We start from the raw sequence: 20,775 nt of genomic DNA on the forward strand, positions 1-20,775 counted from the left end.
TTTATGACATTACTATTAAGTGGGTCTTTGTATTGAATATAGCCTAAGATAAAATTGTTTTTTTTAATTTATTCTATTCTACCACAACCAGACTAACAGATGATTAGTCACTCAGTAGTTCGATATTTACCATTGCTATAATCTGGTTGTTAAGGGAGTAATGACATGCATCATTCAGACCATAGCAAAAAGACCGCTGATTCACTAATCCACTGGCTTAGAAACTATTCTTCTACTCATCTTGATTCCTACTTAGCCGATAAGCAGGGCGCGTTCCCTCCTCATGTTTTCATGGATCTCGGAAATCAAGGATTTTTTGGGATGCATATTTCTAGAGAGCATGGGGGATTAGAATTAAAATTAGTTGATATGCTTCGGGTGATTGAACAATTCGCTGCAATTGATTTAACGCTTACTACTATTATTATTGAAACTATACAAGGCGCTCATACTTTAGAGAACTACGCCTCAGCGCCCATGAAAAAACAGTATCTAAATAAACTTGCTAAAGGCCAGATGTTTATGGCAGGGGCAATGACGGAATCTGCAGCCGGCTCTAATCCAAGAGCAATGAAATCGATCGCAAGTCCTCATCAGAATGACAAATGGTTATTAAGAGGCAGTAAACGCTGGGTAGGTATGGCTGCTTCAGCAGAACTTATTGCAATTTATGTTCAGCAAATCGATGCAAACAATAATTGGGTTGGAATGAGTGGCTTCTTAGTTTCGCGAGGAACCGAAGGCCTGCACATCGGAGCTGCTGCTCCAACTATGGGCTTACGGGGATTTTCTAAACATACAATTTACTTAGATGACATAGAAGTTTCTGCCGAAAACCTGCTAGGTCAACCTGGCCAAGGTATGGAAATCGCTCAAGATAATATGATGTTTATCAGATTATGCTTGGCTGCAGCAAGTATCGGGGCTATGAAACGTTGTGTTCAATTAATGCATCGTTATGCAGAAAGACGCTCCATAGTGACTGGATTTCTTATTGATAACCCTGTTACTTTGGTCCGCTTAAGTGAAATAACCGCTGTAATTGAGGCTTTAGAGAATTTCATTTCTACCATTGCAGGTGCTTATGACAGCAACATTGCACTTGTGCCTGAGGAAGCCTTCATTGTTTCTAAAATCTTGGGCTCAGAATTTTTGGGTAAAGTTGCCGATCTGCTTGTTCAAACGCTAGGAGCTAGAGGGTATGAAGAAGGTAATGGCGCTTCACAGCTTTTTCGCGATGCGCGTGTATTTAGGATCTTTGAAGGTCCAACTGAAGCATTAAACATGTATCTTGGATCTCGAATGCAAGGAAAAAACTTAGATCTCGAACGGTTTTTCGCTAACTTTTTAGATCAAAAATCGCTTTTTAAAGATCTAGAGCGCGTTGTAGAAAAAATAAATGATTCAGAACATAAACGCTTCGGAAAATCCTTCACGGGGCAATACTGGTCTCAAGCATTGGTGGGAGAAGTGATTACTTATGGTCTTCTTTTAGCAATAACCGATTACTGCTGCCTAAGAAATAATTCTGAAAAATTGCATAGAGCGTTGCTTTGGGCACGAAATAAATACAATGAAGCGGTTGATAAGTCACAGAAACTTTCTTTAGGTGAGAAAGTTTTAGTCCAACGTTCAGAACTTCACGATATTGTTATCAACTATACTGCTCAGATAGGTAATGTTGAGCAAACAAAAAATCGAGAAGGGATCACTATTGATAGCTTATTGAAGAAACAAGATAACATCTTTCCAGAGCAGCAGGGCTTTTCTTTATATGAAATGCTTCAAACTGAAGCCCATCAAAATTTTGAGCTGACCGAAGCAGGATTTAGGAAAACTCTCGAAATATCAAAGGTCATTAGAAAAGAGACCATCCCTTGCCTGTATGCACATCAGTTATTTGAACAACAAGCCTTATTAAATGCAGACGCAGTTGCTTTAAGTTATCAAGGTAAAGAAATAACCTACGCGCAATTAAATGCCAAAGCGAATCGAGTTGCTCATTTCTTAATTAAAGAAGGCATTGCTGCGAATAAGATTGTTGCAATTTATATAGAACGCTCCATCGAAATGATTGTCGGATTGCTCGGGATTTTAAAAGCTGGCGGCGCTTATCTACCCTTAGACTGTAATTATCCCATAAAAAGTTTACAATTCATGTTTGAAGATTCAAAGTCCGACTGTATCTTATCTCATAAAAAATTAGCAAAAGACCTTCCCTTTAATGCAAAAAAAACCTTTTTTATAGAAGATATTATTGACTCTGCATCGCAAGAGTTGAATGACGAAAATCCTCAAATAGAGATCAATTTAGATAATCTTGGCTATTTAATTTATACGTCTGGGTCAACTGGTAAACCCAAAGGGGTAATGTTACCTCATAAAGCACTGACGAATTTAATACATTGGCAGCATAGAAAAATACCTGAAAAACGAAATGTTTTACAGTTCACTGCACTCAGTTTTGATATGAGTTTTCTAGAAATATTTTCTGCGCTCATTTCTGGCGGGACCTTAGTACTGATCTCAGAACACGATAGAATGGATCCTTGGCAATTTTCTACGATTGTAAAAAATCATCAGATTCAGCAATTAGTATTACCCGTACCCTTTCTTAAAACCTTGGCTTCCGCTTCCGTAGAAAAAAATTATTTCAGTTTTCTCAAAGAAATTATTATTGCTGGTGAGCAGCTTATAGTAAGCCCTGCCATTTTATCGTTTTTTACCCAACTACCTTCCTGTCGATTATTGAATTATTACGGACCTTCGGAAACTCATGTGGTTACTTCCTATACTTTTCCTGAGAAAGTGGCAGAGTGGCCCGATTACCCGCCCATTGGAACACCTATTTTCAATACCAAAATAATAATATTGAATAATAAAATGCAGCCCGTTCCTCCTGGAGAAACAGGTGAAATCTATATAGGTGGCGTATCACTCGCGAAAGGATATATTAATCGAAATGAATTAACGCAAGAGAGGTTTATTGACGATATTTGGAGCAAAACCAATTTACGCTTATATAAAACGGGTGATTTAGGCAAATCTCTTCCTGACGGCAATCTTGTTTTTCTCGGACGAAAGGATGCGCAGCTAAAGATTCGCGGATTTAGAATCGAACCTAAGGAAATTGAAGCCCATTTAATTAAATACCCTGGTATTAAAGAAGCAGTGGTTATTGCTAAAAAAGATGCTGCTTCAGAGAAACATCTGGAAGCTTTTATTGTCGTTGAAAGTGAAAAAGATGACAAACTGATTAATCTTATTTACTTATTTCTCCAAGAAAGAGTACCTCCGCAGATGGTACCGTCTGTCTTTAATATTATTGAAAAGATGCCATTAACGGATAGTGGAAAAATAGACAGAAAAAGATTGGAGCACTATAACAAGCCTGTTTCCTATTCGGTCAATAAAATAGAAAAGCCTCATACTTCCACAGAAAAAGAGATAATTGAAATAATGGAAGCCATCTTTAATTTGCCTATTGGGGTTAATAATAGTTTTGCATCAATAGGTGGAAATTCACTTTTAGCAATGCATATTATTTCAAAGTTAAGGGACAAGTTTGCTATCGAACTCCCTGCCTGCACAATTTTATCTGATCCGCGCATTGCAGATACTGCGAAGCGCATCGATTTATTATTGCTAGAAAAGGCAACAGCTCTATCTATGGTTGATGAAGCAAATTAAACTGTGATGAGCTAATAAGAGGTTGCAAGGAGCTGTATCTTTGAATAATGAACCCATGAACAAAAATGCACGATGTTATTATGAGAGTGCTAAGAAAATGCTTTTCCCGGTTGAAGAAGTATCTGAAGTTGAAGGATTTAAATTAAAACTTTGGAAGCGTAATCTTTATTTCTGTGGTAGTGGAACACCTTTTAATGATAGCAGCTCTATCCATCTAGCTAGAAATAAACATACCATGAATAAATTACTGGAAAGAGCTGGATTTCCAGTACCCAAAGCAACGTTTATTCATAGTTCAGAATATGAATATGGCATGCTTGAAGAAAAAATAGCCGACTTATCCTTTCCGCTTGTCGCTAAGCCGCAAACTGGAAAGTTAGGCCAAAATGTATTATGCAATATTCAAACGCTAGAACAACTAAAAAACTATATCGCTAAGAATATTGTAGAAAGTGAATATATTTCTATTGAAGAATTCCATGCAAATTTCAACGCTTATCGCGTGTTAATTTTCAACTACCGTATACTGGGCGTGATTCAGCGTTATCCAGCACAGGTTATTGGCGATGGTCAGCATCCTCTTCAAGCGCTCATTGATTTGAGCAATACGCAACGCTTAAAACTAAATAACACCTTAGGCCCCATTATTGTCGACGAAGAGTGCCAAATCAAACTTGCTGAACTTGGCATTGATCTAAGCTATGTCCCTAAAAAAGATGAAGTAGTGAGCCTCTGTTATGCTTGTAATGCAACCCGAGGGGGAACTTATAAATCGTTATCAAAAAAAATAGTTCGAGAAAATAGTCAGTTGCTTATTCGCGCTGCTAGAGAGTTGAATTTAAACCTAGTTGGATTTGATGTGCAGTGCGCGGATATTAATGTACCTATTGAACAATCACGAGGCGTCATCATTGAGGCAAACGATGGGCCGAGTATTAGAATACACGAGTATCCGCTAGAAGGTGATGCGGTGTCGGTAAGTAAAAAAATCATACGAACCCTGATCTATCGATACCCTTTTTCCTACCTCTATGTCTTGTATAACAATAGACGTTCCGCTCCCTATCTACGAGGTTTAATTTTTCTTGGATTAATTGTTTTAATGTTTTTAAATATGTAAATGTCAAATATTTTCTAGCTCTCAGTAGGGCAATTCGGTCTTAATGAGAACACTTAACTCCAGACACTGTATATTCTCTCTCACGATGGGCTTTCCCCTTCTGAAAGCTCTTGCGATGCATCATCACTGTCCTGACTTGCATCTCCTTTATTTTTAGTTTTCTCCTGAGATAAAGTTTCTGGCTGTTGGAATAATTCGCTTTGGGATTGAACTGGTTTGGAACCTAAATATCGCAAAATAGGTCGAGCACCCAAAGAAATGACATCTAAAATTTTATCAATAAGACTTCTCTCAAACCAAGATGGTTCATTTTGTTGAATTTCGGCGATGGAGTTTTTTACTGCTTTTCTTACTAAGGGCGTAAGTTCCGCGCTACTATTAACGAAAAGAATAATACTGGCCACTGCCTTGCTTCTGTTCTCTATTGCTTCTGGCTTTCTATTCGGGTAAGTTCTTATTTCTTCTGCTAAAGTTTTGTCAAGATGAGCTTTATACTCCTGAATTATCGTTCTTAATTTTTTGAGTTCTTCATTCCTAGTTTCAACATAAAGAGAGTTATCATCCTTTGCGGGAATCTCTGTGCTTGCTTGTTCCTCAGCGAAATTAAGAACAGCAGTCATTTGTTCGATGAGCCGAAAATCCCTGAATTGATGAGTTAGAATTATATCAAAGGATGAAGTAGTATTACGTGTAGCTTTGTATTTCTCAAAAAAAGCTTCTATTGGCAGTTGTAAGGATTCGGGCGTTAATTCAGCAGTTACTAAAAACTCGTCTTCATAGAGTTTTTTGAATTCCTCACGGAGGAATGGAGATAAGTCTCCAAAAAACTCATGGTCAACCAGTTCAAATGACGATGTTCTTTTATTATATTTCTCTTCTATATGTAGGGTGTTTTCTAAATAAGAACGCTCAGATGTTTGAGAAACATTCGTTTGACTTTTAATGCGAGCATAATATCTAATGAAACCAGTCGCTTCATATACCAACATGGTTTCTTTAATCATTTGTTCTTTATATAATTCGCAGGCATTGGTTAAAATAGCCTCGGGCAAAAAAGGTTTCTCCGGGGTTTTCTGATAACTATTAAGGTATCCTCGGGTCGCTCGCAGTAAGCAGGCGCTAAAAATAGTTTTTTGTTGTTCTTTAATTGAAGCGTTTAGCTCTTCTACACAAAATTCGAGTCGTTCTTTTTCTTGATGGGCTAAGCCCCCGGCTGGATTAATCTTGGTTTTATGTTGGTCAACAAAATTGTCAATGACTCTTGCACAACGGTGAGCGAATAAGGAGAGTAAATCAGAGTTAATTTTTTCTTCAGCATCGTTTTCAACCTTAAAAGAACTACGTAATTCTAACTGATTAAGGTGTGAGTTTAAGCGTTCTGCGTGAAAATTTAGCCAACGTAATTCAATTTCTGGATATCTAGACAATAAGGAAATTTCCTTGTCGAGTTTTGATGCTTCCTCTTTGGCTAAAAGAGCTCGATTGTTTACAGCAGAGCTATTCATAAGGACTTGTAAACGCGCCAAATTGTCTAATTGTTGTTCAATCGTTAACATGGTTCACTCTATCTGAAATGGACTTATTCTGATCATTATATCAGTCAAGTATTAAGCAAAGCTGATGTGGAGGGTAGTATCAGTTTATTATTTAAATCTGTTGTCAATTAGCTCAGTTAATTGTTAGAGTAATTCCTTCGTTTTTTCGAGATAACAATATGATAAGGATGTTTATTGCTGTATTTTTGTTGATCTTTTCTTCTTTAGTTTCGGCCCAGAATTATAAAGTTATCAATGTCATCAAAGAGGTTAAGCCTGCGTCTATACCACAGGGAGGTAAACGGCTAATTCAGGCTAAACATTATCGTATTGTCGAAATTAATATCAACCGTCTTTACAGCGCATTAGAAAATGTACCTCTTCGAGGCGGGTTAAGGGCCGGTGTGCCAGTTCTTATTGAACTTCCACTACCCGACGGAACGAGGAGAAAGTACAAGGTAGTTGAAAACACCACCATGCACCCGCAATTAGCAGCAAAATATCCAGAAATCAAAACCTACGATGGTTATGGTCTGGGTACATCCGCAGAGTTGGTAAAATTTGATATTACACCGCATGGATTTCATGCAATGATTTTAAATCCAGGTAAAAATACGGTGTTTATTGATCCCTTGGAAAAAAACAATACGCAATTTTATATGGTTTATAAACAAAAGGATTTTGTTAGTAAAAAGAAGATGAAATGTGGAGTAACGGGGCAATCTAAGCCGATAACACATTTTCGTCAATTAAGACCCTCCGCCAATTTCAATGCCTGCGAGCTTAAAACCTATCGCCTAGCGATGGCGGCAACAGCGCAATACACTGAATTTCATGGGGGAACAGTTCCTTTAGCGCTCGCGGCAGAAGTGACAACGGTGAATCGGGTTAATGGTATCTATGAAACCGATATGGCCATTACCCTGCAAATTATCCCTAATAATAACCAAATTATTTATACGGATCCGCTTACTCAACCCTATACCAGTGGCAGTCCGCCAATACTGTTAGTGGAAAATCAGGCGAATATCACGGCAGTTATTGGGGCGCCAAATTATGATATAGGACATGTGGTTGATGCAGCAGGAAGTGGCCTTGCTACCTTGGGTTGCGTATGTATCTCAAGTGAAAAAGCAGAGGGTGTAACTGGGAGGGAGGAGCCAATCGGCGATCCTTTTGATGTTGATTTTCTAGCCCATGAAATAGGGCATCAGTTTAATGCGAATCATACGCAAAATAATGATTGCAAAAGAAATCCTGCAACCGCAGTGGAGCCTGGGAGTGGTAGTACAATTATGGGTTATGCAGGAATTTGTCCTCCCAACGTCCAATTGAATTCAAGTCCTTATTTTCATGGTATTTCTTTGCAAGAAATGGGTAGCTTTATATCCGGTGATGGAGGAACTTGTCCTGTTAAAACACCTATAGCCCCAGCGCCAACTATTCTTTCAACGAATGGATTTAAGGTCGTTCCAGCGAATACCCCTTTTGCCTTAACCACCCTTGCTAGGAATAATGGCGGCAATAATGTATTAACCTATACTTGGGAGCAGATGGATAATCAAATCTCTATCCAACCGCCAGTAAGTGATTCACCGGATGGGCCTAATTTCCGCTCTGTCTCACCTTCATTCTCACCGACACGATTTTTCCCCAGCTTAACGTCGTTAGCGAATAATGGACCTTTTACCTGGGAAGTGGTGCCCTCGGTTACACGAACTATGAATTTCAGAACGACAGTTCGTGCGAATACTCCCGGCGGTTCCTGCAACAGTTATGTGGATGTGACCTTAACCACCGATACCTCATCTGGCCCCTTTATATTAACCTATCCTACTGGGCCTAATATTGTCTGGTTAAGCGGGGCGCAATTACCGGTGACCTGGAATGTTGCGAACACCAATGTGCCTCCAGTGAATGCAGCGCTTGTTGATATTTTATTGTCAGTCGATGGCGGGCAATCTTATCCGTTAGTTCTTTTATCTGCTGTACCTAATACTGGAAGAGTGATGCTCACTGTGCCTGTAGTCAATACAGCGAGTGCACGTATTATGATTAGGGCTGCCAATGGGACGTTTTTTACGACTTCTGCAAATAATTTCTCGATAGCGGTGAGTTCACCTACAGCCCCGGTACTACTTAGAGCGGATCGCAATCGTTTGAATCCGACAATGGCATATATTTATTACGCAGGATTAGATAGTGATGTTTTTAATAATGATGTTTATCTTGTCAATGGCGCACCCGGGGCGACGGCCGCTTTAGATAGAGCACATGGGCGTTTTGTTATTTCTAATCTTCTATCTCCCCGACCCTTTGCTGTATCGATTACGGTCATTCGAGGCGGAAATAGCCAAACGTCAAACGCTATTACAATTCCGAGTATTTTATAATGAGGCCCAATATGAATAAGCGTTTTTTAATGATAGCTGCATGTTTATTATCGTTCAATGCGAATGCCAGTTGGTATGGTGGGTTAAATTTGGGTATCAATTCAGCCAACATAAAAAAAAATTTACACTATCCTTTGATGAGTACCTCTCTAACTTCTGCCAATTATCATAGCGGCTATACTGGTTTTCATGGGCAATTATTTGCTGGCTATGATTTTTATTTTAAAGATCAACTGAGCATCGCTGTTGAAGGCAATGCTGATTTATTTACTGGAAGAGCGCGATATAACATTAATAACTGGTCGTTTTTAGCGAATGTTAATGCGAGAGAGAAACTCGAAAATGGTTTTTCAATTTTTCTTTTACCCACTTATCAAATCAATCCTTATGTGAAAGTTTTTGTCGGTCCAGGAATTTCAACAAGCCGATTTGTAATTAATTCAAATGGCACGGCTGGTAATGAAGGGGTTAGTGGACATTACAGTAAATGGCTAATTGGAGGAGGTTTGAAAGCGGGGGTGGCAGCTAGTTTCACTGACAATTTGGATCTTGTTTTTACCTATCAATTTACACAGTACCAAAACGCTTCTTGGACTAATGCTGAACCTGTATCGGGCGATTTTTTAAGGGGCCGTTATGAACCTCATGCTCATATTGTCATGGCGGGATTGAGATTTCATATTCCAGAAGTTAAAAATTACTCAAAATAATGATTAACAGGATGAATTTGCTCATTTTGCATAAAAAAAATAGTGAATGGTGTATATTTATTGCCAAATAAATCCAGATATAATAGCCGCTTCTTATTCAAAATGAGTAGAGAGCATGATTGCTTTGCGCGAAGCCTATCGAGCAGGTTTATTACAACGACAAAACTGGCTACCTAATATTGTTTCTGGAATTATTGTTGGGGTAGTGGCCTTACCTCTCGCAATGGCTTTTGCCATTGCCTCAGGTGCTAAACCAGAACAGGGTATTTATACGGCGATAATCGCTGGCTTTTTAGTTTCTGCTTTGGGCGGCAGTCGATTGCAAATCGCTGGACCCACTGGTGCCTTCATCGTGCTGCTTTCAGGAGTGACTGCAAAATACGGGATAGAGGGGTTACAAACTGCGACGCTGATGGCAGGAATAATTCTATTTTTATTAGGCTTAGCGCGATTCGGTACCGTCATAAAATTTATTCCTGCCCCTGTAATCATTGGTTTTACCTCAGGTATAGCTATCATTATTTGGGTTGGACAATGGAGGGACTTTTTTGGTTTACCCGCAATCTCAGGGGAACATTTCCACCAAAAATTATGGGCACTATTACAAGTATTTCCACAATTGAATACCACAACGACCGCCTTAGCTCTTTTGTCGTTGTTTCTCGTGATTTTTTCTCACAAATTTCCGGGTATGAAACGGGTTCCAGGCCCCCTCATTGCCTTAATTGTTGCAACGAGTTTAGAGGCAATATTTCAGTTTGATGGTGTAGCGACAATTGGGAGTACCTTCGGTGGCATTCCCCAGGGATTACCTTCATTACAATTGCCAGATCTAAGTGCAGCGCGCTTACTTGAATTAATTGGTCCTGCGTTCGCTATAGCCATGTTAGGAGCAATTGAATCGCTACTCTCTGCAGTAGTCGCCGATGGGATGGCAGGTACTCAACATAATTCCAACCAGGAATTAATTGGTCAAGGTCTCGCTAATATTGCCACGCCATTTTTTGGTGGATTTGCTGCGACAGGAGCAATCGCACGTACTGCAACAAATATCCGCAACGGAGGAACTAGCCCAGTAGCAGGTATAATACATGCCATCACACTGGTTGTGATCATCATTTTTCTAGCGCCACTTGCAGTCTATGTACCTCTAGCTGCTCTCGCCGCGATCTTGTTTGTCGTTGCTTGGAATATGAGTGAAGCGCGTCATTTTGTGAAAATGATCAAACGTGCTCCACGTGCTGATGTAGTTGTTTTACTAACGACCTTTGGTTTGACTGTTTTCTTTGATTTGGTAGTTGCTGTGAATGTAGGTGTTATTTTAGCAACCCTTCATTTTTTACTACGCATGGCTTCCAGCGTCGAAGTTCAACAAGTCAAGGAGCAGGACTTACATCGCGAATTTACAAATTTAGGAATCAATACAATACCGAATGATGTTCAGGTTTTCTCAATGGAAGGCCCCTTTTTCTTTGGTGCTGTTGAAAATTTTGAGCAGGCCTTAGCTAATGCGGCTAAAGAGCCACGATTGCTCATTATTAAATTAGGCTGGGTTCCTTTTATTGATATTACCGGGTTGCAAACTTTAGAAGAATTGATCATCAATCGCCAAAAGCAGAAGGTGCGTGTCATGTTGGCCGGGGCGAATAGTCGAGTCAAAGCAAAGCTAGAGAAAGCGGGTATTATTCAATTAGTAGGAAAAGAGAATGTGTTTTCAGAGCTTTCTCAGGCGTTAGCGTTCTATTCCCAACAATCGTCAACTGCTGCATTAAGTGCCTCTTAATTGGCAATTCTAATCCGTATCTAGCGAGCGTAGGTCGGGCCTTGCCCGACAATGCCACACCAATTTACTAAAAACCATTCACACTAAACAATTGATTCAAATCTATGGCCAAGTTTTTTTGCAATTCTTGGTTATTTTGTTTAAATACAGCTCGACAATGATCCAAAGGTGGGCAATTGAGTTGCTCAAGATCAGCGTGAGTGGGTAGATGATAAGGTAATTGCTGACTTAGCGAATAAAGACTCACTTCACGTAAATCTTTACTTAGCATGAATAATCCATCGCTAGTGCTATGAATAAATCCTAAATGGCTAAGCGTATTAATCATGTCATTAATATCAATGGCAAAAGGATGGGTGGTTGAACTAATTAGTTGATCCAATGAAAGCCCTTTTCCTTCTTTTTGACCTAGCCAAAGCTGCTGCAGCCAAAGTAAGGCATGAGAAAATCCATCCAAGGGTTTGCCCAAGCGTCGCTGATGATGTACTGAGAAAGCATAACTGATCTCAGCGCCTAAAAGCGTGATGATCCATAACCAATAAACCCAGATAAAAAATAGAGGCACTGTGGCGAAGGCGCCATAGAGTAAGCGATAACTGTTGTATTGCGATAGATAATAGACAAACGCTTGTTTTGCCGATTCAAAGAGGACTGCGGCCACTAAACCACCCCAGATCGCATGACTAATTTTGACTGGACAATTAGGAACTACCACGTACAAAAAAGTGAAGCCGACCAAGGATAAGATAAAAGGCAAGCAACTGAGTAGAATCGAGGGCGGGGGGTAATCTTTAATAAATGGCATTGAAAATACGTAAGAACTAGCAGCTAGACTTAGGCCAAGAAATACAGGACCTAAGGATAAAATAGCCCAGTAGAGTAAAAAGGCGGTTACCCCCTGCCTGGATGAAGGTGCTCTCCAAATTCGGTTCATAGCCTGCTCAATAGTGACCATGACGAGTAGGGCAGTAAAAAATAAAATCGCCACACCCCAGGCGGAGAGATTCGATACCTGTGCCGCAAATTGGTGCAAATAATTTTGTACCGCTTTTCCCGTTGCGGGTACAAAATTTTCAAAAATAAAATCTTGAACAGGATCAGATAGGTGTTGGAATACAGGATACGACGACAAGATTGCCAGTCCAACGGTCATTAGGGGAATGACTGCTAATAAGCTGGTGAAAGCAAGAGCTGAAGCACGATAGGTGCAGTCATCATTGATAAAATGCACAGCAACAAAGCGAATAAATCGCGCTCCTTCATATAGCTTATTGATTATTTTTTCTTTCAAGTCCATGAAAGTGCAATTATCCTAGTGGTTAATATTTCATCCCGTTCTGTATCAAAGCATAGGCAGCTAACCGCTTGACTGCAAGTTAATTTCCCAGTCTCTCTAAGTGAGATAACTCAGTTGCGAGCAACTTTGCTATACTAGCGCTTTCGATGGTCAAGCCCTCTAATTTAATAAGGATTAGTCCATGATAACTATCTATCATAATCCACGTTGTTCAAAATCTCGTGCTTGTTTGCAATTATTGCAACAGGCCCTAGATGAGGTCGAAGTGATTAACTATCTGCAAGAGCCTATTGCAATCGACCTTTTACGTCATTTTGCTAAGCATTTAGGTATGAAAGCGATAATTCGCGATAATGAGGCGATTTATAAAGAACTACAGTTAGCCAATGCAGAGGATGAAACTCTATTACAAGCAATCATTAGTCATCCTCAACTTTTACAAAGGCCAATCGTGGTTTTAGGGGAGCGAATGATCGTCGCTCGGCCGCCAGAAAAAGTGATGGAGTTAATTAATGGCTAATAAACCTTATGTGCTAGTTCTCTATTACTCTCGCAATGGAAAAACCGCTCAATTAGCACAATACATTGCTCGTGGAGTTGAATCAGTTGAAGGGATTGAAGCACGCTTAAGAACTGTTCCACCCATCTCGGCAACTTGTGAAGCCGTGGATAAATCTGTTCCTGATAGCGGTGCTCCTTATGCAAACTTGGATGATTTGCGTTACAGCCAGGGTCTTGCGCTCGGAAGTCCAACACGGTTTGGCAATATGGCCTCTCCGCTGAAATATTTTTTAGATAATACTACCCCCTTGTGGCTTGCTGGCGATTTAGTCAATAAACCAGCCTGTGTGTTTTCTTCTTCTGCTTCGATGCATGGAGGACAAGAAACAACTTTGATCAGTATGATGTTGCCTTTATTTCATCATGGCATGCTTTTAATGGGTTTGCCTTATACGGAACCATTACTAACAAGCACTCAAAGTGGTGGAACGCCTTATGGAGTTACGCATGTTGCAGGAGCTAGTAATGATAATCATTTAAGTTCCGATGAAATTAATTTAGCAAAATATCTAGGTAAACGCTTGGGAGAGCTTGCTGTTGCTTTAGCCTATTCCCAAACGACGTAGCTCTTGTATTCAGTTAAAGGACTGAGGTAAGGTCATGATTTTTTATTTAAACGAGAAATCCAGTGAAAATAATTAGTTTTAATGCAAATGGAATCCGAGCGGCTGCACGGAATGGTTTTTATGAATGGTTAACAGCGCAAAATCCGGATTTTGTCTGTCTTCAGGAAACGAAAGTGCAAGCATCTCAACTTACTTTGGGCGAACTCTTTTATCCTGCGGGGTATTTTTGTGAGTACTACAATGCAGAAAAGAAAGGCTATAGTGGTGTGGCAATTTATGCTCGCAAGCAACCCGAACGTATCTTAAGGGGGCTGGGATTTGATTATTGTGATAATGAAGGGCGATATATTCAATTTGATTATCCAAAATTGAGTGTCATTTCTCTTTATCTCCCTTCAGGGACCAGCGGGGAAGTTCGTCAGAAAGTGAAATATGATTTTTTAGATCGTTTTGCTGAGCATTTAATGAAATTAAAAAACGAAGGTCGCGAGTTGATTCTCTGCGGTGATTACAATATTGCCCATAAAAAAATTGACTTAAAAAATTGGCGTGGCAATCAAAAAAATTCCGGGTTTTTACCCGAAGAGCGGGTATGGATGGATAAGCTTTTTGGTGATATGGGTTTCATTGATGCCTTTCGTGTACGTAATCAAGAAGAAGAGCAATACACATGGTGGAGTTATCGTAGTCCTAGCGCATGGGATAAAAATGTCGGTTGGAGAATCGATTATCAAGTCATTACGCCAGGTTTAACTGACAGTGTTAAAAATGTCAGTGTTTCGCGTGAAAAACGCTGGTCTGATCATGCTCCACTAATTATTGAGTATGAAGGGGATTGGTGTGCTTAGACTGGCTAGCTGGAACGTAAATTCATTAAAAATTCGCTTAGAGCATGTTTTAACCTGGTTGGATTCCTCAGCGATTGATATCTTAGCGATGCAGGAAACGAAACTCATTGATGAAAATTTCCCCAAAGAGGTTTTTATAGAGCGGGGCTATTATATTGTCTATGCTGGACAAAAATCGTATAACGGCATGGCCATTATAAGTCGATATCCCATCGAAGATGTGCTCACTGATATTCCCGATTTTGATGATACTCAACGACGAATTTTGGTTGCAACAATTGCTGGAATTCGTTTAATTAATCTTTATGTTCCCAACGGCTCTGAGTTAAATTCTGAAAAATATTTCTACAAACTAAAATGGTTAGAAAATGTTTCTGCTTATATCAAGCAACAGCTAGTGCTTTACCCCAAAGTTGCAGTGGTTGGCGATTTTAATATTGCACCCGATGATCGTGATGTCCACGATCCAGCAATATGGCAAGACTGTTTGTTTGTAAGTCCGCCAGAACGCCAAGAATTTAATGGATTAATAACCATGGGTCTGGTCGACAGTTTTCGTCATTTTCCTCAAGAAGAAAAGTTATTTAGTTGGTGGGATTATCGTGCCGGTGCATTCAGACGTAATATGGGATTACGCATTGATCATTTGCTTTTAAGCAAAGAATTAATCGAAGTATGCAAGCAATCGCAAATTGATAAAGAACCAAGAAAATGGGAGCGACCATCAGACCATGCACCTGTTTGGGTTGAATTAGACTTAGAAGTATCCGAGCATTGATTCCCTTTTGCATGAATGTCATCGCCTTAGAAGGCGAGATGACCAATCGTGAGGATAAATCCGTTCGGGCTGCTGAGGCCGCAAGCCTGTCGAAGTCTGGCTCTGATTAAAACTGGGTCGGTTGGTCTTAGACCAACAATTTAACCCTGCATTAATGCCGAGCAAACAGGAAAAAATTGATCTATAATTAGATTTCTGCTAATGTTGCGCCTCATTTATTAGAAGAGTATGGTGCTTGGCATAAGGTCCAGGTGGCGATGCTCGTTTGCAAAGAGAGAGTAGTTATGAAAGCTTCAATCCATCCAGATTATAAAATAATCAATGTTACTTGCAGTTGCGGTCATTCCTTTGAAACTGGTTCAACACTAGGCAAAGACTTGAACATTGAAGTTTGTTCTCAGTGCCATCCTTTTTACACAGGAAAACAAAAACTAGTTGACACTGGTGGTCGAGTACAACGATTCCGTGATCGTTACAAAAAACGCGGCGAAGAAGTTAGTTAATCTAATTTTGGTTAAATCAAACCTAATTGCTTGGCTTTACAAACAAATTTCGCCAGGTGGTAGATTTGAGTTCAGCTTGTAAAAATTAAGCCATTATACCAAAAAAAGACTCAGTGGGCGCATGAAATATGCGCCTGTTTTTGTTAAAAATCACTGTTCAACTCAGGCGTTTTTCTATATGATTTCCCGCTGAGCTGTTTGAAAAGAGAGTAAGCACTTTGGACAAAGATGTATTAAAGCAACGTGCACTGTATTACCACGAGTATCCTGTCCCGGGAAAGCTCGAAGTGCAAATTACTAAACCAACTAATTCGCAAGATGATTTATCACTTGCTTATACACCGGGTGTTGCAGAGCCAGTGCTCGCTATAGCTGAAAACCCAGATGATGTTTTCCGTTATACGGCAAAAGCCAATTTGGTCGCCGTAATGACAAATGGCACAGCGGTCCTTGGCTTAGGCAATGTTGGTCCTTTAGCCAGTAAACCTGTAATGGAAGGTAAGGCCGTATTATTTAAGCGTTTTGCTAACATTGACGTATTTGATATAGAAATCGATGCTGCTGATCCGCAAGCTTTCGTAGCGACTGCGAAGCGGATTTCACCCACATTTGGTGGCATCAATTTAGAAGATATTAAAGCGCCAGAGTGCTTCGAGATCGAGCAAGCTTTGATTGAGCAGTTAAATATTCCGGTATTTCATGATGATCAACATGGTACCGCAATAGTAGTTGCTGCTGGCTTATTGAATGCGCTTGACTTACAAGATAAGAGACTTGCTGATGTGAATATCGTTTGTATCGGTGCTGGGGCAGCGGGTATAGCATCCATGAAATTACTGACGGCTCTCGGTGCAGATAAAAATAAGATGCTGCTTTTAGATACAAAAGGTGTGATTCATACGGGCAGACAGGATTTAAATCCCTATAAGTATGCTTTCGCACGAAATACTGACAAACGTACCCTTGCAGATGCTCTGGTCGATGCCGATGTGTTTATTGGTGTTGCGAAGCCTGATTTACTCAATGCCGAGTTGTTACAATTAATGGCACCAAGACCTATCATTTTTGCTTTATCTAATCCTGATCCGGAAATAAGACCAGAAGTTGCTCACAAAGTTCGTGAAGATTTAATTATTGCGACCGGGCGTAGTGATTATCCTAATCAGGTGAATAATGTTCTCTGCTTCCCCTACATTTTCCGTGGGGCACTTGATGTACGTGCAACCTGTATCAATCAGTCAATGCAGATTGCTGCTGTTGAAGCAATTCGTCAGCTAGTGCTTGAGCCAGTTCCACAAGTTGTCAAGGATAACTATCCAGGAATGACTAATTGGGATTTCGGTCCAGACTATTTCATTCCCAAACCCATTGATCCGCGGTTAAAAGAGCGGGTAGCATTAGCCGTTGCTAAAGCAGCTAGAGCGAGTGGTGTGAGCAGAACTGGTTACTGATACCTTAATTGATTCTCGTACTTAATTGATTAAGTGAAGGAGTGTGTTTTGTATACTGATACTAATCGAAAATACCTGTTAATGGCCTGGCTAATTTGCGGGCTTGGAGCAGTATATTACAGCTATGAATATTTTCTGCGTATATCACCTAGTGTCATGGAGCATGCACTTCGCGATCATTTTAATTTGTCTGCAACAAGTTTTGGACTGCTATCTGCTTTTTATTATTATGCTTATGTTCCCTTGCAAATACCTGTCGGAGTCTTATTAGATCGCTACGGCCCAAGATTACTGATAACAATAGCTTGTTTAATTTGTGTGGTGGGAACCTTTATTTTTGCTGGCACCACGGTATTTTGGGTTGCTGCGGTTGGACGTTTTTTAGTTGGGTTTGGTTCAGCTTTTGCTTTCGTTGGTGTTTTAAAGCTTGCAACGATTTGGCTTCCCGAAAATAAATTAGCTATGGTCGCTGGCTTGGCCGCAGCGCTTGGAACTATCGGGGCTATGATTGGTGACAATCTGCTTGGTAGCTTAGTTCTAAGCATTGGTTGGCGCCAAACAGTAAACCTCACTGCTTATTTTGGACTTGGTTTAGCGGTTGTACTATGGTTTGGTATCCGCGATAAGAAAAGTCATCAACGTCGAAGTGGGACCGTCGCTAATTTCAAGAAAAGCATGATCGATCTAGGAATCATTGCGCGCAATAAGCAGATTTGGATAAACGGTATGTTCGGCTGTTTGGTGTATTTACCAACGACAGTGTTTGCTGAGTTATGGGGTATTCCCTATCTAAAACATGCTCATAATTTATCCCAACCAGATGCTGATTTTGCGAATTCCTTGCTGTTCTTAGGGTTTACTGTTGGTGCGCCTTTGATGGGCTATATCTCTGATAGGCTAAAACGTCGCAAACTTCCTATGCTCTTTGGAGCTACCGGAGCTGGGATTGTGATGATGATTGTGCTCTATCTACCAGGTTTGACAGGGTACCAAATCAATGCACTCTTGTTTCTATTAGGACTTTTATATAGTGCTCAATGTATTGTTTTTGCGGTAGGTCGTGAGCTTAGTCCAAATGAAGCAGCGGGTACAGCGATGGCAATGACAAACATGATCGTGATGCTAGGTGCAATGTTTTTACAGCCTTTAGTGGGACGATTATTGGATTTAAGTTTGTCAACTCACATGGCAAATGTACCACTACAGGCTGTACCTGTAGATAAATTACAGCAACTATATACTTCAGAGGATTATCAGTTTGCACTGTCCATTATCCCCATCGGTATCATTATTGCTGCCTTATTGACCTTCTTTTTGAAGGAAACTTATGCTAATGCAGATAACTAAGACGATGGCGATCAGTAGAAAACAAGCACTATTTGGTAGCTTAGTCTGTGCGGTGGGCGCTTTTTTTTACTGTTATGAATTTGTATTACGAATTATTCCTGGGGCTTTGCAGAGTGAATTAAGCGCAGCATTTGGCCATATTTCAGCAACTACTTTTGGTCAACTGTCAGCTTTTTATTATTTCGCTTACTCACCCATGCAACTTCCTGTGGGTATGTTAATGGATCGTTTTGGTCCTAGACGCTTACTAACTTTTGCTTGTCTCTGTTGTACGCTTGGATCTTGGATGTTTACTAACACCACTTCAATCTTTATTGCTGGCAGCGGTCGGTTTTTAGTAGGATTTGGTTCCTCTTTTGCTTTTGTCGGTGTTTTATCATTAGCTTTGCATTGGCTACCCCGACGCTATTTTTCTCTCGTTGCAGGACTGATCACCACTCTAGGCATGCTGGGGCTTGTCTATGGTGAAGTCAAGATTACCGATATAGCGATTACAATGGGTTGGCATCATGTATTAGGCATGATGGTGACTATAGGCGCAGTACTCAGCGTCCTTATTTTCTTAGTGGTGCGAGATGGACCAGAAGGATATTCGCCTCATAGCCATCCATTACCAGAGTTTTTTTATAATGTTTGGCGTGTTTTATCTTCACCGCAAGTTTGGTTAATTGGTTTTGTTGGTGCTTGCTTATATACTTCTCTTTCGGTTTTCGGCGAGCTATGGGGTAAAACCTACCTTGAGCAAGCTCATCATCTGACTAAAACTGAAGCTGCTAGAACCATTTCAGCAATGTTCTTGGGTTGGGCTGTTGGTGCCCCAATTGCTGGCTTTTTATCAGATAGTTCAGGCCGTCGTGTTTTACCGTTGGTTGTCGGTGCTATAATGGCCTTTATTTGCATCTCTTTAGTACTTTATTATCCTGGCCTGTCTTATGTCTCATTAAATGTGTTGTTGTTCCTCTATGGAGTATTCAGCGCAACTGAAATTATTGTTTTTATAATGGCAAAAGAGAATTCTGGAGCTGAGTTATCCGGAACTGTTTTTGCTGCCACAAACATGATTGTAACTTTAGGTGGCGTAATCTTCCAACCTTTAGTAGGAAAGTTACTCGATACCTTTGGTGATAGTGGCATTATTGGGGGAGAGCATATATACACTGTAGTAGATTATCAAATCGCCCTTTCTATCTTACCTATTTCACTGCTAATGGTTACTATTCTTGCATTTTTTATGAAGGATTATCGCTCACTTGCTCATTAAGGATTCGTGGCAAAAGATCGCCACTAATTCTTGTACTGCAGAACGAGTATTTGCTTGGCAGCTAATTAATCGTTTCACAGGAAAAGAATGGATTCGGCCGTGACGATAATGGTGACGCGTGAAGCTGGTATCATGATTGGAAATCACGACAGTAACCCCTCTTTGAGCACCTTCTAAAGCTAAAGCTGCTAGATCAATCTGATCCTGCTCGCTAAACTTTCTACTTGTATATGACGAAAAATGTGCACTCGAAGACAAAGGAACATAGGGGGGATCGCAATAAATGATATCGCCTGGCTGTGCTTGTTGAAAGGTTTGGCGAAAATCGCTTTGCACGAATTGAGCTAACTTGGATTTCTGATAAAAATAGGTCATCTCTTTACGAGGAAAATAAGGATTTAGGTACCGCCCAAACGGTACATTGTAGATACCTTTTTGATTATAACGGCATAATCCGTTGTATCCATGACGATTTAAATAGAGAAACACAGCGGATTTATATTTTAAATCAGTACTCTGATTAAATAGTTTTCTAAATTGATAATATTGGTCAGCACAATTATTTTGCTTGGAAAAAAACTCAGCACAATAATTAATAAATTCTTCTCCTTCTTCCTGCAAGCAACGAAATAAACTGATTAAATCGTTATTTCCTTCGGCCAACAAATAATCTGGATAGTTTGAATTAATGAAGATTGCGCCTGAACCTGTAAAGGGCTCAATAAGCCGATTTGCCGGGGGTAGGGAGTTTAAAATAGTTTCTAAGCAGTGAATTTTACTACCTGCCCATTTCAGGAATGGTCTTATTCTAGTCATGTCAAAAAAGCGAATTAGTTGGGTGAAGTATTACTCAATATTGAAAAAATAACTAGTGGTTGCTAGAAAATTAAAAGACGTATTTTATACTTTGTGTTACTTGAGTAGGTGTTGAA

General features: G+C 40.0%; 16 protein-coding genes. 13 read left to right on the top strand and 3 right to left on the bottom strand.

Features of this window, described 5'->3' with window-relative positions; translation table 11 throughout:
- The first annotated feature begins 165 nt into the window (after positions 1-165).
- Both Ldro_RS04180 and Ldro_RS04185 read left to right on the top strand, forming a co-directional pair.
- On the top strand, positions 166-3,690 hold the full coding sequence (locus Ldro_RS04180; protein ID WP_058495165.1) for an amino acid adenylation domain-containing protein: 3,525 nt from the start codon (positions 166-168) through the stop codon (positions 3,688-3,690).
- Positions 3,691-3,730: 40 nt separating this feature from the next.
- On the top strand, positions 3,731-4,810 hold the full coding sequence (locus Ldro_RS04185) for a UDP-N-acetylmuramyl peptide synthase (RefSeq protein WP_238583961.1): 1,080 nt from the start codon (positions 3,731-3,733) through the stop codon (positions 4,808-4,810).
- An 80-nt stretch (positions 4,811-4,890) separates the two neighbouring features.
- Here Ldro_RS04185 and Ldro_RS04190 read toward each other — a convergent pair whose 3' ends face one another.
- Positions 4,891-6,366 carry a hypothetical protein gene (locus Ldro_RS04190; RefSeq protein WP_058495166.1) on the bottom strand — a complete coding sequence of 492 codons (1,476 nt, stop codon included), beginning with the start codon at positions 6,364-6,366 and terminating at the stop codon, positions 4,891-4,893.
- Between the two features lie 158 nt (positions 6,367-6,524).
- Here Ldro_RS04190 and Ldro_RS04195 point away from each other — a divergent pair, with 158 nt between their 5' ends.
- From Ldro_RS04195 to Ldro_RS04205, 3 genes are all read left to right on the top strand, one after another.
- The gene (locus Ldro_RS04195; RefSeq protein ID WP_058495167.1) at positions 6,525-8,738 is read left to right on the top strand and encodes a reprolysin-like metallopeptidase; all 2,214 of its coding nucleotides are present in this window, start codon (positions 6,525-6,527) and stop codon (positions 8,736-8,738) included.
- An 11-nt stretch (positions 8,739-8,749) separates the two neighbouring features.
- Complete coding sequence (locus tag Ldro_RS04200) at positions 8,750-9,448, top strand: outer membrane protein (protein WP_058495168.1); 699 nt, start codon at positions 8,750-8,752, stop codon at positions 9,446-9,448.
- Positions 9,449-9,563: 115 nt separating this feature from the next.
- Positions 9,564-11,231 (top strand): SulP family inorganic anion transporter, encoded by a 1,668-nt coding sequence (locus Ldro_RS04205; RefSeq protein WP_058495169.1) that lies wholly within the window; start codon positions 9,564-9,566, stop codon positions 11,229-11,231.
- A 67-nt stretch (positions 11,232-11,298) separates the two neighbouring features.
- Here the strand turns inward: Ldro_RS04205 and Ldro_RS04210 are convergent, their stop codons facing one another.
- Positions 11,299-12,528, bottom strand: a complete 1,230-nt coding sequence (locus Ldro_RS04210) for a YihY family inner membrane protein (RefSeq protein ID WP_058495170.1) — start codon at positions 12,526-12,528, stop codon at positions 11,299-11,301.
- Positions 12,529-12,709: 181 nt separating this feature from the next.
- Here Ldro_RS04210 and arsC point away from each other — a divergent pair, with 181 nt between their 5' ends.
- From arsC to Ldro_RS04250, 8 genes are all read left to right on the top strand, one after another.
- Positions 12,710-13,048: an arsenate reductase (glutaredoxin) gene (arsC, locus tag Ldro_RS04215; RefSeq protein ID WP_058495171.1), complete on the top strand. Its 339-nt coding sequence runs from the start codon at positions 12,710-12,712 to the stop codon at positions 13,046-13,048.
- The gene (gene wrbA, locus Ldro_RS04220; RefSeq protein ID WP_058495172.1) at positions 13,041-13,655 is read left to right on the top strand and encodes an NAD(P)H:quinone oxidoreductase; all 615 of its coding nucleotides are present in this window, start codon (positions 13,041-13,043) and stop codon (positions 13,653-13,655) included. Before arsC ends, wrbA begins: the two co-directional genes overlap by 8 nt.
- A 62-nt stretch (positions 13,656-13,717) precedes the next feature.
- Entirely contained in the window at positions 13,718-14,503 is a 786-nt protein-coding gene (locus tag Ldro_RS04225) for an exodeoxyribonuclease III (RefSeq protein WP_058495173.1), read from the top strand.
- Positions 14,496-15,281 (top strand): exodeoxyribonuclease III, encoded by a 786-nt coding sequence (gene xth, locus Ldro_RS04230; protein WP_058495174.1) that lies wholly within the window; start codon positions 14,496-14,498, stop codon positions 15,279-15,281. The genes Ldro_RS04225 and xth overlap by 8 nt, the downstream gene beginning before the upstream one ends.
- 284 nt (positions 15,282-15,565) lie before the next feature.
- Positions 15,566-15,784, top strand: coding sequence for a 50S ribosomal protein L31 (gene rpmE / locus Ldro_RS04235; RefSeq protein ID WP_058495175.1), 219 nt, complete (start codon positions 15,566-15,568; stop codon positions 15,782-15,784).
- Between the two features lie 218 nt (positions 15,785-16,002).
- Positions 16,003-17,235 (top strand): malic enzyme-like NAD(P)-binding protein, encoded by a 1,233-nt coding sequence (locus Ldro_RS04240; protein ID WP_058495176.1) that lies wholly within the window; start codon positions 16,003-16,005, stop codon positions 17,233-17,235.
- Between the two features lie 81 nt (positions 17,236-17,316).
- Entirely contained in the window at positions 17,317-18,582 is a 1,266-nt protein-coding gene (locus tag Ldro_RS04245; RefSeq protein WP_420795404.1) for an MFS transporter, read from the top strand.
- On the top strand, positions 18,569-19,843 hold the full coding sequence (locus Ldro_RS04250) for an MFS transporter (RefSeq protein WP_058495192.1): 1,275 nt from the start codon (positions 18,569-18,571) through the stop codon (positions 19,841-19,843). The genes Ldro_RS04245 and Ldro_RS04250 overlap by 14 nt, the downstream gene beginning before the upstream one ends.
- Here Ldro_RS04250 and Ldro_RS04255 read toward each other — a convergent pair.
- Positions 19,829-20,659 (bottom strand): Dam family site-specific DNA-(adenine-N6)-methyltransferase, encoded by an 831-nt coding sequence (locus Ldro_RS04255; protein WP_058495178.1) that lies wholly within the window; start codon positions 20,657-20,659, stop codon positions 19,829-19,831. The genes Ldro_RS04250 and Ldro_RS04255 overlap by 15 nt on opposite strands.
- Between the last annotated feature and the right edge of the window lie 116 nt (positions 20,660-20,775).

Origin of the sequence: Legionella drozanskii LLAP-1 (genome assembly GCF_001467585.1) — a bacterium.
Classification (GTDB): domain Bacteria; phylum Pseudomonadota; class Gammaproteobacteria; order Legionellales; family Legionellaceae; genus Tatlockia; species Tatlockia drozanskii.

Bases quoted from the DNA above. Each gene is read 5' to 3' on its own strand.
- Ldro_RS04180 (WP_058495165.1), top strand. From the start codon at position 166: ATGCATCATTCAGACCATAGCAAAAAGACCGCTGATTCACTAATCCAC.
- Ldro_RS04190 (WP_058495166.1), bottom strand. From the start codon at position 6,366: ATGTTAACGATTGAACAACAATTAGACAATTTGGCGCGTTTACAAGTC.
- Ldro_RS04195 (WP_058495167.1), top strand. From the start codon at position 6,525: ATGATAAGGATGTTTATTGCTGTATTTTTGTTGATCTTTTCTTCTTTA.
- Ldro_RS04200 (WP_058495168.1), top strand. From the start codon at position 8,750: ATGAATAAGCGTTTTTTAATGATAGCTGCATGTTTATTATCGTTCAAT.
- Ldro_RS04205 (WP_058495169.1), top strand. From the start codon at position 9,564: ATGATTGCTTTGCGCGAAGCCTATCGAGCAGGTTTATTACAACGACAA.
- Ldro_RS04210 (WP_058495170.1), bottom strand. From the start codon at position 12,528: ATGGACTTGAAAGAAAAAATAATCAATAAGCTATATGAAGGAGCGCGA.
- arsC (WP_058495171.1), top strand. From the start codon at position 12,710: ATGATAACTATCTATCATAATCCACGTTGTTCAAAATCTCGTGCTTGT.
- wrbA (WP_058495172.1), top strand. From the start codon at position 13,041: ATGGCTAATAAACCTTATGTGCTAGTTCTCTATTACTCTCGCAATGGA.
- rpmE (WP_058495175.1), top strand. From the start codon at position 15,566: ATGAAAGCTTCAATCCATCCAGATTATAAAATAATCAATGTTACTTGC.
- Ldro_RS04245 (WP_420795404.1), top strand. From the start codon at position 17,317: ATGGCCTGGCTAATTTGCGGGCTTGGAGCAGTATATTACAGCTATGAA.
- Ldro_RS04250 (WP_058495192.1), top strand. From the start codon at position 18,569: ATGCAGATAACTAAGACGATGGCGATCAGTAGAAAACAAGCACTATTT.
- Ldro_RS04255 (WP_058495178.1), bottom strand. From the start codon at position 20,659: ATGACTAGAATAAGACCATTCCTGAAATGGGCAGGTAGTAAAATTCAC.